The sequence below is a fragment of the Humibacter albus DSM 18994 genome (assembly GCF_000421825.1).
Classification (GTDB): Bacteria; Actinomycetota; Actinomycetes; order Actinomycetales; family Microbacteriaceae; genus Humibacter; species Humibacter albus.
In genome coordinates this window covers 112,721-127,403 of sequence record NZ_ATXT01000016.1, presented here as the reverse complement: position 1 = coordinate 127,403, position 14,683 = coordinate 112,721, and the positions used below count along the sequence as shown (strand labels likewise).

Here is a 14,683-nt window from a genome sequence, read left to right as displayed (position 1 = left end):
GTTCGCGCTGCGCGCTCAATGTTCGCGCTGCGCGCTCAATACCAGCCGGTGGACTGGGAGTGTGTCCAGGCGCCGCACGGCGAGCCGTACGAGCCGGAGATGTAGCCGAGGCCCCAGGCGATCTGCGTGGAGGCGCTGGTCTGCCAGTCTGCTCCCGCGCTCGCCATCTTCGATCCGGGCAGCGCCTGCGGGATGCCGTAAGCGCCGTCGGGGTTGCCGGCCGTGGTGGACCATCCGGACTCGCGGTTCCACAGGCTTACGAGGCACTGGAACTGGTCGTCGCCCCAGCCGTACTGGCTGGCCATCATCGACTGTGCGATCGCCTGGGCAGAACCCGGCGACACAGAGACGGAGACCGTCGGAGCCGACGAGGACGCACTGGATGCCTCTGCCTGAGCTTCCGCCTCGGCCTGCGCCTTGGCTTCTGCCGCGGCCTTGGCCTTGGCTTCGGCGGCAGCCTTTGCCGCCGCTTCGGCCTGCGCCTTCGCCACCGCGGCCTGCGCGATCTTGGCGCCGGCTTCATTGCCCGCCGCGCTGGCCTTGGCGAGCACGACCGCCGAGTCGGCCGCGCCGGCCAGTTTGGTCAGGATCGCCGGGTCGGACGAATAGTTGTTCTCGAGGTCGTCGATGGCGCTCTTCAGCTGGGTGAGATCGGCATGGCCGCTCACCTGCTTCGCCGTCTGCTTGGCGTCGGCGAGGGCCCGGAACGAGTCCTCCGCGGCAGCGGTCTGCGCAGCGCTCGAACCGGTCGTCGCAGGTGTGGCCGCGGAGGCGGCCTGCACGGCGACGGGCGTGACGACGGCGGTGACCGCCAAGACCGCGGCGGCCGTCACGCGCAACGAGCGTCGATGGCGGACCGTGGCGCCGGAGAGCGAAGAAAGGGACTGTCGGATGCCGGCGGGCGCGCGGTGCAGAAAGGTCACGTGGTTCCGTTGCTCGGTGCTTCCCCGCTTTGTCCACCCCGGGTCACGCGCACGCTCGCCGGGGCAACGGGATCGTGCCGGCTCGTGTGCCGTGCTCTCCCGTGCGGGCTGGTCGTCCGGCCGTCACATCGAAGCGAGGAACACACGACACGTCACCGGTGCACGCACTCAGGAGAAGTCTCCGGTTGGTGCACCCTGGGGCAAGCAGCGCGCCCTTCGCGACCGTGGGCGGTTCGGGCGGTCGTCGTGAGGCTGCATCCCTGGGAGAGGCCGTTTTCGCCTGATCCGTGCTTTTCGGGTCGGGATGCCGCGTCCGACAACCCGCGCAACGTTACGCAGGTGCTCTGGACAGGTCGTCCACAGGTCGTCCGAGATTCCTGGGAACGGTTTCACCGCGGAATTCCGCGGATTTCGGCCGGCAAATCACATTTATAACGATTTCGCAACTCGAGACGGGAACTTCTTACGGGCGCTCTCGGCCGTGCAGAGCACCTCTCTTCTCGAATGCCTGGCGCAGTCCCGCCAGCGCGCCAACGACGTCCGCACGGCCGTCAGCTCAGCTGGGTTCGCTCGACCCACTCGAGGTACTCGGGTGTCACCGTCCCGGTGACGTACTCGCCGGTGAAGCAGCTCATCTCGAGCTCGGTGACGGCGCTCTGGCCCTCGAGGATGGCATCCTGCATGTCGCCGACCTCTTGGTAGATGAGCGCGTCGGCGCCGAGTTCCAGCGTGATCTCCGGGATCTTGCGTCCGGCGGCGATCAGCTCCTCGCGGCTCGGCATGTTGATGCCGTACACGTGCGGGTACCGCACGGGCGGCGCCGCGGACGTGAACGTCACCTTGTTCGCGCCGGCCGCTCTCGCCATGTCGACGATCTCCTTCGAGGTCGTTCCGCGCACGATCGAGTCGTCGACGATGAGCACGTTCTTGCCCTTGAACTCGCTCGACATGGCGTTGAGCTTCTGCCTCACGCTCTTCTTGCGCTGCGCCTGCCCCGGCATGATGAATGTTCGTCCGACATAGCGGTTCTTGTAGAAGCCCTCGCGGTACTCGATGCCGAGCTTCTGCGCGACCTGGGATGCCGCCGGTCGCGACGAGTCCGGAATAGGCATGACGACATCGACGTCGCCGAGCGGTGCGTAACGCTCGATGGTGTCGGCCAGGCGGTTGCCCAATCGCAGCCTCGCCTCGTACACCGAGATGCCGTTCATCACGGAGTCCGGGCGGGCGAGGTAGACGTATTCGAACGAGCACGGGATGAGCACCGGGTTCTTCGCGCACTGCCGCGAGTAGAGCTCACCGGAGAGCGTGATGAACACGGCCTCGCCGGGGGCGACATCCCGCACGACCTCGTAGCCGAGCGCCTCGAGCACGACCGATTCGGATGCCACGATCCACTCTTCGCCGACGAGTCCCGCAGGGCGGCGGCCCAGGATGAGCGGACGGATGCCGAACGGGTCGCGGAAGGCGAGCATCCCCTGTCCGGCGACCATCGCGATCGCGGCGTACGCGCCCTCGACGCGCTCGTGCACCTGCTCGACGGCATTGAAGACCTGGTCGGGATCGAACTCGAGCCCCTTGATCTGCCCCTGCAGTTCGGTGGCGAACACGTTGAGCAGCATCTCGGTGTCGCTCGTGGAGTTCACGTGCCGGCGGTCGATGTGGAACAGGTCGTCGGCGAGCTCGCGCGTGTTCGTGAGGTTGCCGTTGTGCACCAGGATGATGCCGTACGGCGCGTTCACGTAGAACGGCTGCGCCTCCTGCTCGTTCGCCGCGTCGCCGCGGGTGGCGTAGCGCGCGTGGCCCAGGCCCATGGTTCCGCGCAGTGAGCGCATGTCGCGCGTGCGGAACGCTTCGCGCACCTGCCCGCGGCCCTTGTGGATGTGGAAGCTGCTGCCTTCGGCCGTGGCGATGCCGGTGGAGTCCTGCCCGCGGTGCTGCAGAAGAAGGAGGCTGTCGTAGACCAGTTGGTTGACCGGCTCGGTAGAGACGATGCCGACGATGCCGCACATGCTGGAGAGGTGCTCCTGGGGTGTGGATGGGGGCCGGGAATCCGGCGAGATGATTCTCGCACGACTTGACGCGCCGCTCATCTGAGCAAGCTGAGTGCGCCTCGCCCACGTTCACCTCGCGCAATAGGGTGCCGCATCACGGCTCTCCGTCCACAACCTCGATACCGGGCGGGCGATCCACCGCCGGCTGGTCGGGTGCGTCAGGCTCTGGGGCTGCTCCCCTACGTTGACTGGTGGACCCGGGTTCCGACGGGCAGAATGGGAGGGTGTTCGTGTCGGCCGATGTGATCGGGATGATCATCGCCCTCTTCGCCTTCATGGTGGCGGTGCTGGGCGGCGTCAGAGGCATGCTCGCGACTCAGACGAAGAAGCTTGACGAGCGGTTCGACAGGATCGATGCGCGGTTCGAGCGAGTGGAGGGCGAGATCGCCGATGTTCGACACCAGATCACCGGTGTGAAGGATGAACTCGTCGAGGTGAAGGTCGCGATCGCACGGCTCGAAGGGCCGCGCCCGCACCTGCAACGGCTCTGACCGTTCTTGCAGCGGCTCAGACCGTCGCCGAACAACGTTTCTGAACGCCGTCGCTCGTCCGGTCGACGGCACCGGGCTCTCCGCCTTTCGCGACCGGCGCCTGGAACCGGATGACGGTCGTGGCCGAGCGCGCTCAGCGTCCGCCGCCGGAACCGATCCCATAAGAGCCGACCGGTCGCCGGCGCCCTCCACGACCATGAGGGAGCGATGCTCCCGAAAGCTAGGCTGGAGGCCGTGACCGAGAACTCCACCAGCACCTACCGCGAAGCCGGTGTCGACACCGCAGCAGGAGACCTCGCGGTCGAGCTCATGAAGTCCGCCGTCGCGAAGACGCACGGACCAGAGGTGCTGGGTGGAGTCGGCGGTTTCGCCGGGCTCTTCGACGCCTCCGCGTTGCGCGGCTACCGCCGCCCGCTGCTGGCCACCTCGACCGACGGCGTCGGCACCAAGGTGGCCATCGCGCAGGCGCTCGACAAGCACGACACGATCGGCCAGGACCTGGTCGGCATGGTCGTCGACGACATCGTCGTGGTGGGCGCGCGACCGCTGTTCATGACCGACTACATCGCGTGCGGCAAGGTCGTGCCCGAACGCATCGCCGACATCGTGCGCGGCATCGCCGCGGCCTGCTCCGAGACGCGCACGGCACTCGTCGGCGGTGAGACGGCGGAGCATCCCGGGCTGCTCGGGCCCGACGACTACGACGTGGCCGGTGCCGCGACCGGAGCCGTCGAGGCGGATGCCGTGCTCGGGCCCGAGAAGGTACGGAACGGCGATGTGGTGCTCGCTTTGGGCAGCTCCGGGCTGCACTCGAACGGGTACTCCCTCGTGAGGCACATCCTGGCGCAGCGGAACATCGCCTTCACCGACAGTCTCGCCGAGTTCGGCGGCGTGGTGGGCGAAACGCTGCTCGAGCCGACGCGGCTGTACACCGCGCCGCTGCTGCGCGTGCTCGCGTCGCCGAGCGGAGCATCCGTGCATGCGCTCTCGCATGTGACGGGCGGTGGCATCGCCGCGAACCTGGCGCGCGTGCTGCCGCGCGGCTCGTGGGTCGACGTCGATCGTTCCACGTGGAGCCCGTCACCGGTGTTCCGCGTGCTCGGCGACCTTGCGGGAACCACGCTCGAGAGTTCCGAGGGCACCTGGAACCTGGGCGTCGGCTTCTTCGCCGTCGTCGAAGCGGATGTCGCGGCGACCGTCGTCTCGACCCTCGCGGTGGACGGCATTCCGGCCTGGCAGGTCGGCACCGTCTCGACCGCCGAGCGCGACCTCACCGGTTACGAGCAGGGTGCCAAGGGCGTCGACGGCGGCGCCGTGCGCCTCGTCGGCGCGTACGCGGACTGACGTCGTTCGACGGACTGATGTCGTTCAACGGACTGACGTCGCGTTCCACGCGGACCGACGTCGCACCCGATGCCGACCGGCCTCGCTGCTGCGCGGTCCCGCGGCCGCGAACGTGACAAATGTCACGGGCAGGAGGTGATGCACGGCCGAGGCACGGGCATCCGCTCGCCGCTTCGATGGAAACCGTGAACACCACTCCATCACCCACAGCGCCGGCGATCCGGCTGCGCAGCCTGCACAAGAACTTCGGGCAACTCGCGGCCGTCGACGGCATCGACCTGACCATTCAGCCCGGCGAGGTCGTGGCCCTGCTCGGGCCGAACGGCGCCGGCAAGTCGACGACCATCGACCTCGCGCTGGGATTCGCCACGCCCACCGCGGGCACCGCCGAGCTCTTCGGCGGCGAGCCCCGTGCCGCGATCGAGACCGGCCGCGTCGGCGCCATGCTGCAGGGCGGCGCACTGCTGCCCACCATGACGGTCGCCCAGTCGGTGGCGCTGATCGCCGCCGCGCACAGGCATCCGCTGTCGGTGTCCGAGGCGCTCGAGCGCGCCAAGTGCACCGAGATCGCTAAGCAGAGGGTGAGCAAGCTCTCCGGCGGCCAGATGCAGCGCGCGCGGTTCGCCGTCGCGATCGTCTCCAACCCCGACCTGCTCATCCTCGACGAGCCGACGGCCGCCATGGACGTGGAGGCCCGCCGTACGTTCTGGCAGTCCATGCGCGAGTTCACGGACGCCGGCCGCACCGTCGTCTTCGCCACCCACTATCTCGACGAGGCGGATGCCTACGCCGACCGCATCGTGATGATGGCGGCCGGCCGCGTGGTCGCCGACGGCACACCCGGTGAGGTGAAGGCCGTCGTCTCCGGCCGCCGCATCCGCGCGTCATTCGACTTCGCGTGGAGCCCGGCGATCGAGGCGGAGCTCTACGAGCTGCCCGGTGTGCGCAGCATCGATCACCGCGGCGACGTGCTGACCCTCGTCAGCGACGACTCGGATGCCGCCCTGCGCACCCTGCTCTCGCATCACCAGGACGTGCACGACATCGAGGTGACCGCCCACTCGATGGACGACGCGTTCCTCGCGCTGACGGCATCCGCGTCGAAGTCCGTTCCCGACGCCATCGAGCGGGCGCCTCGCATCGAAGCCGAAGAATCCACCCTGATCGGAGACCGCTCATGAGCATCGCCTACCTCGGACTCGAATCGGTCCGTCAGCTGAAGAACGTGCGGTCCACCGTCTTCACGTTCGCCGTCCCGCTCGTGATGCTGCTGCTCTTCGGCGGCATCTACGGGTCGAGCGGCCAGATCGACAAAGTGACCGGCCTGCCCTGGATCGTCGTGACGACCGTGCAGATGGCGGGCTACGGCGGCATGATGGCCGCGCTCGGCCAGGCGTTCACCATCGTCACGGAGCGCTCGGTGGGCTGGAACCGCCAGTTACGCCTGACGCCTCTCACCGGCGTCGGCTACCTGATGTCGAAGGTGGTCGCGGCGCTCGCCGTCGCCCTGGCCAGCATCATCGCGCTGATGGTCATCTCGGTGATCGTCTTCCACGCCTCGCTGAGCTTCGGCGGGTGGGCGCTGGCCGCACTCGGACTCTGGCTCGGCGTCATCCCGTTCGCCCTCATCGCCGTGCTGATCGGCCAGTTCGCCAAGCCGCAGTTCGCGCAGCCGCTGTTCATGGTCGTCTTCCTCGGCATGGCGATCCTCGGCGGGCTCTGGGTTCCGCTGTCGGTGCTGCCGGATTGGATGACGAACATCGCCCAGGTCGTGCCGTCGTACTGGCTCAACCGTCTCGGGCAGATGGGCGCCGGAATGGGCGGAGACATCCTCGAGCCGGTGCTCGTGCTGCTCGGCTGGACGCTCGTGCTCGGCGCCTTCATCACGTGGCGCTACCGTCGGGACGCGGCGCGTCAGTGAGCCGCGCCTCCTCCGCCGTTCCGTTCCGGACGGCCGTGCCTGGCGTGCCGGGCCCGGTCGTCCGGAACGGCACAGCCAGCACCGATGATGCCGACGGCCGGGCCGCGCTTACGCTGGAGCACGTGGTGACGCAAGCCGACGACGCTCGAGAAGATGGGCATCCTCGCTGGTCGATCGCACGGGATGCCCGCGCCCGGCTTCGTCTGCGCGGGAGCCGCAAGTGGTTCTTCGGCTCGCTCTGGGGCGTCGCCTACCTCGCCGTGCCGATCGCGTCCATCTGGACTTCAGCACACACCCCGACGTTGATCGCTGTGCTCTCCACGGCGCTCATCACGGCCGTCGGCGTCGCCTACGTCGTGATACCGCCGTTGCTGTGGGGGCGACCGTGGCCGGTCGCCGCCGCGGTGTTCGCCTCATTCGTCGCCCTGACCTGTCTCGGCTTCCCCTTGATCGGGATCAACACCGTCTGGCTCTGGATCTACGTGCCGATCATGGCGGCGATGAGCTGGCTCCCGGCGGCGTTCATCATCGGCACCATCGCGGTCGTCGTGGTGGCCCAGCTCATCGTGACGGCGGCGACCGGCACATTCCTGGGCAACTGGTATGCGGCCGCGCTGACGGCATCCATCTCGATCATGATGTTCGCGTTCGGTCAGCAGATCCGTGCTGTGGTGCGGCTGCGGGATGCCCAGAGCGAGATCGCGAGGCTGGCCGTGGTCGATGAGCGAGAGCGTTTCGCCCGCGACATGCATGACGTTCTCGGGCACTCGCTCACCGTGGTCACGGTGAAGAGCGAGCTCGCCAGGAGGGTGATGGCGCAGGACCCGCAGCGCGCACAGGCGGAGCTCGTCGACATCGAGCGCCTGAGCAGATCCGCGCTCGCCGATCTGCGCGCGTCCGTCGCCGGGTACCGCGCGATGAGCCTCGACACGGAGCTTGCCGCAGCGCACGCCGCACTCGTCGCGGCGGGAGTGAAGCCGCATCTGCCGGCATCCGGTGACGCCGTCGAGCCCGAGCTGCGCGAGGTCTTCGCGTGGGTGCTGCGCGAAGCGGTGACCAACGTCGTGCGGCACGCCCGTGCGAAGAACTGCTGGGTCGCGCTCGAGAGACGTGCCGTCATCGTCGGCGACGACGGCCGGGGAACGGCCACGACCGCCGGGCCCGCAGGCGGCGACGGCCACGGCCTGGCCGGCATGCGCGAGCGCGCCGCGCAGGTGGGCGGCGAGGTCACGGTCGAGCCGGGGGAGGACGGCGGCACGGTCGTCGCCGTTCGCGTGCCGTCCGGAGCCTCCTCTCGTACGGCCCGGCGCACGGGAGGAGCGCAGTGAGTGAACCGATCAGGCTGCTGCTCGCCGACGACCAGGCCCTCGTGCGTGGTGCGCTCGCCGCACTGCTCGAGCTCGAGACCGACCTCACCATCGTCGCGCAGGTCGGACGAGGCGACGAGGTTCTGGATGCCGCACGGGAGACGAACGCGCACGTCGCCCTGCTCGACGTGGAGATGCCGGGGGCGGACGGGCTGACGGTGGCGGGCATCCTGCACCGCGAGCTGCCGCAGTGCCGATCGCTGATCGTGACGACGTTCGGGCGGCCCGGCTACCTGCGACGGGCCATGGAAGCCGGCGCGAGCGGGTTCGTCGTGAAGGACACGCCGGCGGCCCAACTCGCGGATGCCGTGCGTCGCGTCGCGCAGGGACTGCGCGTCGTGGATCCGGCGCTGGCGGCCGAGTCGCTGGCTTCCGGTGTCTCTCCGCTCACGCAGCGCGAGGCGGAGGTTCTGCGCGTGGCCGCGCTCGGCGGCACCGTCGGCGAGATCGCCCGGGAGCTGCATCTGTCGCAGGGCACCGTGCGCAACCATCTCTCGGCGGCCATCGGCAAGACGGGCGCGCGCAACCGGGCGGATGCCGCGGCGCAGGCCGCCGCGAACGGCTGGCTGTAGGCGCGGCCGTGCCACTGCGTCAGCGCGCCTGGCCGTGCTCCGACAGCCAGGCGTCGGTCTCGGTCGCGACGACGGCGAGCGGCCGATCGCTCCACCGGGCGATCGACGCGTCGATGAGGCGGCGCACGACGGCCTCCAGGTCGAGGCGCGGGTCGAGCATCCACTGCAGTTCCAGGCCGTCGAGCCCCGCGATGAGCAGCCGGGCCTCCTCTTCGAGCTCGTCGTTCGAGAGCGGCGCGATGTGCCCGTCCGCGTGCGCCGACTTCAGGCAGCGGATCATGGTGTCCTTGGTGTGACGCTGCCGTTCGATCATGAACTCGTGCGCCGGATGCTCTTCGCGCGCGGCCTCGATCGACATGGTGAGGAACAGCTCCATCAGCCCGCGGTGCGCGTCGTGATACCGCATGAGAAGCACGAACGCCCTGATGAAGTCGAGACCCTCGAAGGCGACGGTGATGGGATCCGATTCCTCACGCCAGTGCTGCAGCACCGCGATGAGCAGGCCCTCCTTGTTCGTGAAGTAGGCGACGAGCGTGGCCGGAGTCGTGCCGACGAGGTCGGCGATGGCCCGCAGCGACCCGGCCCGGTACCCGTAGCGGCCGAAGACGACGGCGGCGGCGGCCACGATCTCGCGGCGCCGGCGCAGACCGTTGCGGTAAGGACCTCGCGCCTTCTTCGGCGATGGACGGTCCGTCATGGATGTCCTCTCACGAGAACGAGAGTATGCCTTGCGTCAAACATAACCGTCTGTTTATAGTTCAACCGAACATGACTGTCCGGTCCTGTTTCGCATCCGCCGAATCAACCGCTCGACGAGGAGCAACATGCGTCGATACATCACCCGAGCACGCCGCCGCGAACGAGGCACGCGATGAGCGTCCCGAACGGCGAACACGACATGCCGCTCGGCGGATCCGACACCGGTTTCGAAGCGGTCAGGGCGAAGGAGAGGGATGGCCGCGCCCGGCTCGGCGTCGGCATCCTCGGCGCCGGCCCCGTCACGCAGGCCATCCATCTGCCGACGCTCGCCAGGCTCACCGACCGATTCCGCATCGTGCGCATCATGGATGTCGACCCCGCCGTCGCGGAGTCCGTCGCCTCGCGCGTGGGCGCGGCCTGGAGCTCGAGCCAGGAGGAGCTGCTGGCTGATCCCGAGGTCGAGGTGGTGGCGATCTGCTCGCCCCACCCGTTCCACGCGGAGCAGGTGATCGCCGCCTGCCGCGCGGGCAAACGTGCCGTGCTGTGCGAGAAGCCGTTCGCGATGTCGGGGGAGCAGGCATCCGCCATCGCCGACGTCTCGGCCGAGACCGGGGTGCCGATCATCGTGGGCACGATGCATGTCTACGATGCCGGCTGGCGATCCGCGCTGGAGAGCGCGCCCGGGTTCACGCCGCACACGATCCGCTCCTCGATCCTGCTGCCGCCCAACCCACGGTTCGAGGACTTCGCCACCGAGGTGGTGCGACCCGACGTTCCGCCGCAGCCGCCAGCCGACCCGGACGACGCCGATGCCGTGGCCGCCAGGGTGACGGGAGGGATCATGGGACTCGCCATTCACAATCTGCCGCACGTCCGTCGACTGCTCGACAACGTCGACCCTGAGCTGTGGCGCAGCACCGAGGTGGTCTCGGCCGAAGGGCTCGCCCCGGCGGGCTATCTCGTCGAACTGCGCGCCGGGGACGTGACGATCGAGCTGCACGCGGTGAACAGCGAGAACTGGGCTCCCGACTGGCGGCTGGTCGCCGTCGACGACGACACTGTCCTCGACGTCGATTTCACCCCGTCGTACGTGCAGGCGGGGTCGGCGACAGCGACCGTGCGACGCGCCGGGGTGATCACGAGCATCCCGCCGGCGGACCACAACGGATATGAGGCCGAATGGCGGCACCTGGCCGAGCTGGCCGACGGCGCAGAGCCGCTCGTCGCCCGGCAGACACTGATCGACGACCTGGTCTTCGCGCTCGACATCGCCGAGAAGTCGGCCGAGAAGGCCCGTGCCGCCGCGCTGGAGAGGAGTCGCGCATGACCTCGCCGAAGAACGACCAGGGCCTTCACCCCCAGGACTCCGCTCGCCACGGAACGAAGCTGACCGTCGCGTGCGCTCCGGGAGCGCGGGAGGCGGTGGCGTTCGACTCGACGCTGGCGGCGCTTCCGCGCTCGTTCGCTCCGGCGACCGACGTCGAGCACGCCGACGTAGTCGTGATCGACGGCGCGTCGGGATGGACGGACCGGCTGCCGCAAGGCGGTAGCGCCCATGTCGTGATCGTCGTCGAGCCCGGGATGCCCGTGCTCGCACGCCTGCCTCTGCCCGTGGTCGCCGACCGTGCTTACGCCGGCAACCCCGTCGTGGAGACGCTGTCGGCGCCGATCGACGGCGTCGGCGTGCACGCGCTTCTGGAGCTTCGCGCGACGGTTCCGGTCGCCGACGGTCCGGATTCGGGACTGCTGCCGCTGCTCGCGCTGGCGAGGGCCGCGACCGGCCGAGGCGTCGTGTCAGCACACGTCACACTGCGCACCGCCCGCACGCTCGTCGCGCAGGGCGCGCTCGACGGCGGTCGCCCGGTGCTGATCCACGTGGTGGCGACGAACGCGGAGCGTCCCGAAGCCGTGCTCCGGGTCGTGGATGCCTCCACCTCCCTGACAGTGTCGCTCCCGTCGTCCGTCGCGGCGCGGCCCGCCATCGTGACGGTGTCGTCTCCGGCCGGCGCCACCCAGTGGCCCACGGTCTGGGAGACGTCGCATCGCGCGGCGTGGCAGCGAGCGCGGGACGTCGTGGACGGAAGGCGACAGGGGGACGCGCTCGCAGACATCCACGCGGATGCCGAGACAGCGCAGCGGCTGCTCTCGCAGCACAGCGACCACTGACGCCACCACCGAGATCCCTCACTGAGGGGAACTGCGATCGCTGTTGATGTCGCGTCTATCTGAGACTGGTTCGCGGTAACTGATACACGTGTAGTTCTGTTCGCGCTACTTGAGACAGAAACGTTCGCGAGACCTGATACTGCCGAGGCAATTGCGAGCCATTTGGTCGGCACGGCCAGCACCGTCGACGCCCGCTCCGCTGTCAGCCGCATCCGTCCTCGCAACATGCACGTAAGGGGATCCCCATCCGCACTTCATTCTCTTGCGTGGCCGAGGGCTGGGATTCTGTCGCGGCGCGGTGTTCGATGCTTCTCGCACTTGCCATATTCCATTTTATGGAGCATATTGACGGCATGGAGACGAAGTCTTTGGGCGATCCGGCGTTGTCGATCTTGATGGTCTTGGCTGGTGGTAGGCGTCACGGGTATGCGATTATCCGGGAAGCTGAAGAGCTCAGCGGGGGTCGGGTGCGGTTGAAGGTCAGTTCGCTGTACGCGGCCTTGGATCGGTTGGCCTCGGACGGGCTGATTATTCGTGCAGGCGACGAGACGGTGGATGGTCGGCTGCGCCGGTACTTCGCGTTGAGTGATGCTGGTGCGCAGGTGTTACGTGCCGAAGCGGATCGGTTGGCGACCCAATCCCGTGTGGCGAAGGAGCGGCTGGATGCTCGTCGCGCGGCGGGGTTTGCCGGCGGTGCGGCATGAGCGTGCGGTTGAGTCGGGACTTCCACCGCTGGTCGATCTGGTATCCGAAGCGTTGGTGTGAGGAGAACGGAGCGGCGATGCTGGGCACGTTCCTGGATCTCGCCGACGCGGAGGGTCGGGATCGGCTGACCGTCCTCGAGAAGGTGGGGATCGTTACGGGAGGACTCGTCGCCAGAGGCGAGGCATTGGTTCCGCGCGAGGTTCAGCGTCTTGCGTCGTCGATCCTGGTCGGTTTGCTCGGCGCGTTTGCGTTGTTCGCGGGAGTCGTCTTTGAGTGGGCGCCCTGGGGCGGCGCGAATCGCGTAGTCCTCGAACAGTTCACCCAGACCTTCGGTCACTTCCTCAGCCCGTTCGTCATCGTTGCCGGACTGGCCCTCACCGCGATGCTCGCATCGGTCATCGCGCCCGACTGGCTGTACCGCAGCCTCCTCGGAGCGACGATCATCGCTTCCCTTGCCGTGATGGCATTGGCGCACTGGGGAATCGGCCAATTCGGATTCCTGCGCGCGACGCCCGCGTTCTTCGCATGCGTGATCGCACTATTGGCGTTGCTGTCCGCGGCCCCTCGGCGACGAGTTGCGTTGATCAGCGCCGGAGGCTGGCTGGTGACCTTCCTCATCTCAACGGCCGTGTTCGGCCCATTGCCACTCGCTCATGTTGTCTCCGGCTACCCCTACGGCACGTTGACCTTTTTCGACGCGGTCATTCAGCCCGCACTGGCGTACTTCGGATGCCTGATCGCCCTGCTTGCTGCAGCGTTGCTCACACTCATCCGACGCGCGAAGGTTGGAGCAGTCATCGTGCTGGTCAGCATTCCGTTCGCCACGCTGTCGGCCGCTCACGGCTGGTTCGGACGCGACCAGATCTACCTCGTCGTCCTCGCACTCGGATACACGGCAACAGCAGCTGCCGCCGTCGTCCGAATGACACGACACGCGTCCCGGGCAACACCACCAGAGGAAATAACGATCAACCCCCAGTAAGCCCAGCGCGCACCGGCCGGGCGACGGACTGTCCGCAACGGGATCGCGTATCGGGCTTTCTACCGGACGGCCGACGCAGAGGCTTCCACGCCAACGTCAAGGAGAACCTCGCGCAGGTCGGTGATGTGCTGGCGGATGCGGGCGGAGGCTGGGGCCTCGCGAGCCTTGGTGTTCACCCATGCCACGTCGATCCCGAGCGCGTTCGCTCCGGCGATGTCGGATGTCAATGAGTCTCCGATGTGGAGAACCTCGCCGGGCTCGAGCTGCAATAGTTCGAGGCCTCGCTCGAACAGCTCTGGCCGTGGTTTGTAGGAGCGCACGTCTTCGCTGGTGACGACCAAGGGCAACGATAGGCCGTGATGCGTGATCGTCGCGCGGATGTCGGCTGAATCGATGTTCGAGACCACGCAGATGGGCACGGGGCATGAAGCTAGGAACTCGGCCGCACCGGGCAGCAGCGCGGGCCTCCTCCAGAAGTCGAAGAGTTCCTGTGTCAGCTCAACTGGGTCGAGGTCGCTGCCAAGCTGATCGAGAACTGCACCCAGAGCTTGGATCGTCAAGTCTCGCTGAGTACGAAACGTGCGCCCGTGGGCTGCAGCGAGCGTTGACGAGAAGCCGTCCCACCACAGATGTCCGAGGTCCCGTCCCGACACGCCAGGATGTTCGTCGGCGAGCTTGTCAACGATCGCCCGCACGACCAGGTCGTCTTCTTCGACCACCGTGCCGTAGAAGTCCAGAAGGATGCCGCGATAGGTCACACCCGCCAGTATGGGGCATCCATGGCGAAGGGCCAGCGTGATACTGATGGCACGCAAGCCGGTCCTTCACCGCGCGGCAGGCAGTCCGGGTCGAACGCAGTCATCAACTGCTGAGAGGTATGCACGTATACCCCGCACGAATAAATGCACCGTGATGGGGACCCTTTACGCAACATCGTTTCCGTGAGTGGGGCGACTGTTCGCTATGCGGGGGTGTGTCGACAGCCTGGCAAGACCGCGCCGCGCAGCGTGACGGCTCGTCGCCCTCGGCATGGAACCCCGGGATTCCAAGTCGATCCTGGCTGCTCTGCAGTCTCAGGTCTCGCGAACAAGTCTCAGTTTGACGCGGATTCATCAATCGCATCCCGTGACGGCTAGCGCGTAGCAAAACGCGCACCCCGTCGCGGGATGCGCGCTGCGTCGTGACTGTCGGTCAGCCCGCGGAACGCTCCTGGTGCTCGTAGTCGTCGGCCTGCTCGCCCTCCGGCTCGTAGTCTGACCACGCCGCGTACCGGTCGTCGTCGTGCGAGTGCCCGGTGAGTTCACGCTCCAACTGGTCGTAGTCGACAGTCGGGCTGTACGACTTCAACTCGCGAGCGATTTTGGTGTGCTTCGCCTTCTGACGGCCGCGCCCCATGCGAGACCCCCTCACGATGACAGGCCCGCGGCGTTCGACGCTCGCACGGGACTTTGGATGGGAA

Annotated in this window: 15 protein-coding genes; 10 read left to right on the top strand and 5 right to left on the bottom strand. The window is 67.9% G+C overall.

Translation table 11 applies throughout. The annotated features are described in order from the left end of the window. Positions 1 to 35: 35 nt before the first annotated feature. On the bottom strand, positions 36 to 923 hold the full coding sequence (locus H623_RS22075; RefSeq protein WP_022901185.1) for an aggregation-promoting factor C-terminal-like domain-containing protein: 888 nt from the start codon (positions 921 to 923) through the stop codon (positions 36 to 38). A gap of 551 nt (positions 924 to 1,474) precedes the next feature. Next, positions 1,475 to 2,935, bottom strand: a complete 1,461-nt coding sequence (gene purF / locus H623_RS0112045) for an amidophosphoribosyltransferase (RefSeq protein ID WP_022901184.1) — start codon at positions 2,933 to 2,935, stop codon at positions 1,475 to 1,477. Positions 2,936 to 3,201: 266 nt separating this feature from the next. Between purF and H623_RS0112035 the strand changes: the two genes are divergently transcribed. From H623_RS0112035 to H623_RS0112010, 6 genes are all read left to right on the top strand, one after another. Further along, positions 3,202 to 3,468, top strand: a complete 267-nt coding sequence (locus H623_RS0112035; protein ID WP_022901183.1) for a hypothetical protein — start codon at positions 3,202 to 3,204, stop codon at positions 3,466 to 3,468. Positions 3,469 to 3,702: 234 nt separating this feature from the next. Then, positions 3,703 to 4,812, top strand: coding sequence for a phosphoribosylformylglycinamidine cyclo-ligase (purM, locus tag H623_RS0112030; RefSeq protein WP_022901182.1), 1,110 nt, complete (start codon positions 3,703 to 3,705; stop codon positions 4,810 to 4,812). Positions 4,813 to 4,997: 185 nt separating this feature from the next. Beyond that, on the top strand, positions 4,998 to 5,993 hold the full coding sequence (locus H623_RS19605; RefSeq protein ID WP_425402091.1) for an ABC transporter ATP-binding protein: 996 nt from the start codon (positions 4,998 to 5,000) through the stop codon (positions 5,991 to 5,993). Continuing rightward, the gene (locus H623_RS0112020; RefSeq protein WP_022901180.1) at positions 5,990 to 6,733 is read left to right on the top strand and encodes an ABC transporter permease; all 744 of its coding nucleotides are present in this window, start codon (positions 5,990 to 5,992) and stop codon (positions 6,731 to 6,733) included. Before H623_RS19605 ends, H623_RS0112020 begins: the two co-directional genes overlap by 4 nt. A 122-nt stretch (positions 6,734 to 6,855) precedes the next feature. Then, the gene (locus H623_RS19600) at positions 6,856 to 8,061 is read left to right on the top strand and encodes a sensor histidine kinase (protein WP_245558987.1); all 1,206 of its coding nucleotides are present in this window, start codon (positions 6,856 to 6,858) and stop codon (positions 8,059 to 8,061) included. Continuing rightward, on the top strand, positions 8,058 to 8,672 hold the full coding sequence (locus H623_RS0112010; RefSeq protein WP_022901178.1) for a response regulator transcription factor: 615 nt from the start codon (positions 8,058 to 8,060) through the stop codon (positions 8,670 to 8,672). Before H623_RS19600 ends, H623_RS0112010 begins: the two co-directional genes overlap by 4 nt. Positions 8,673 to 8,691: 19 nt before the next feature. Here the strand turns inward: H623_RS0112010 and H623_RS19595 are convergent, their stop codons facing one another. Continuing rightward, the gene (locus tag H623_RS19595; RefSeq protein WP_022901177.1) at positions 8,692 to 9,369 is read right to left on the bottom strand and encodes a TetR/AcrR family transcriptional regulator; all 678 of its coding nucleotides are present in this window, start codon (positions 9,367 to 9,369) and stop codon (positions 8,692 to 8,694) included. 174 nt (positions 9,370 to 9,543) lie between these two features. On the opposite strand from H623_RS19595, the gene H623_RS0112000 reads away from it, so the two are divergent. The 4 genes from H623_RS0112000 to H623_RS21135 all read left to right on the top strand — a co-directional run bounded on the left by H623_RS0112000 (position 9,544) and on the right by H623_RS21135 (position 13,224). After that, on the top strand, positions 9,544 to 10,698 hold the full coding sequence (locus tag H623_RS0112000) for a Gfo/Idh/MocA family protein (RefSeq protein ID WP_022901176.1): 1,155 nt from the start codon (positions 9,544 to 9,546) through the stop codon (positions 10,696 to 10,698). Continuing rightward, on the top strand, positions 10,695 to 11,537 hold the full coding sequence (locus H623_RS0111995) for a hypothetical protein (RefSeq protein ID WP_022901175.1): 843 nt from the start codon (positions 10,695 to 10,697) through the stop codon (positions 11,535 to 11,537). Before H623_RS0112000 ends, H623_RS0111995 begins: the two co-directional genes overlap by 4 nt. Positions 11,538 to 11,803: 266 nt before the next feature. Then, positions 11,804 to 12,241, top strand: coding sequence for a PadR family transcriptional regulator (locus H623_RS0111990; RefSeq protein ID WP_245558986.1), 438 nt, complete (start codon positions 11,804 to 11,806; stop codon positions 12,239 to 12,241). Beyond that, entirely contained in the window at positions 12,238 to 13,224 is a 987-nt protein-coding gene (locus tag H623_RS21135) for a hypothetical protein (RefSeq protein WP_051143219.1), read from the top strand. Before H623_RS0111990 ends, H623_RS21135 begins: the two co-directional genes overlap by 4 nt. Before the next feature lie 59 nt (positions 13,225 to 13,283). On the opposite strand, the gene H623_RS19585 is transcribed toward H623_RS21135, so the two are convergent. Beyond that, positions 13,284 to 14,039 carry an HAD family hydrolase gene (locus tag H623_RS19585; RefSeq protein ID WP_084485962.1) on the bottom strand — a complete coding sequence of 252 codons (756 nt, stop codon included), beginning with the start codon at positions 14,037 to 14,039 and terminating at the stop codon, positions 13,284 to 13,286. 376 nt (positions 14,040 to 14,415) lie between these two features. Beyond that, positions 14,416 to 14,619: a DUF3073 domain-containing protein gene (locus tag H623_RS0111975; RefSeq protein ID WP_022901171.1), complete on the bottom strand. Its 204-nt coding sequence runs from the start codon at positions 14,617 to 14,619 to the stop codon at positions 14,416 to 14,418. Positions 14,620 to 14,683: the final 64 nt, after the last annotated feature.

Coding starts and splice junctions, on each gene's coding strand:
- H623_RS21135 (WP_051143219.1), top strand. CDS start 12,238: ATGAGCGTGCGGTTGAGTCGGGACTTCCACCGCTGGTCGATCTGGTAT.
- H623_RS0111975 (WP_022901171.1), bottom strand. CDS start 14,619: ATGGGGCGCGGCCGTCAGAAGGCGAAGCACACCAAAATCGCTCGCGAG.
- H623_RS0112000 (WP_022901176.1), top strand. CDS start 9,544: ATGAGCGTCCCGAACGGCGAACACGACATGCCGCTCGGCGGATCCGAC.
- purF (WP_022901184.1), bottom strand. CDS start 2,935: ATGTGCGGCATCGTCGGCATCGTCTCTACCGAGCCGGTCAACCAACTG.
- H623_RS0111995 (WP_022901175.1), top strand. CDS start 10,695: ATGACCTCGCCGAAGAACGACCAGGGCCTTCACCCCCAGGACTCCGCT.
- H623_RS0112020 (WP_022901180.1), top strand. CDS start 5,990: ATGAGCATCGCCTACCTCGGACTCGAATCGGTCCGTCAGCTGAAGAAC.
- H623_RS19595 (WP_022901177.1), bottom strand. CDS start 9,369: ATGACGGACCGTCCATCGCCGAAGAAGGCGCGAGGTCCTTACCGCAAC.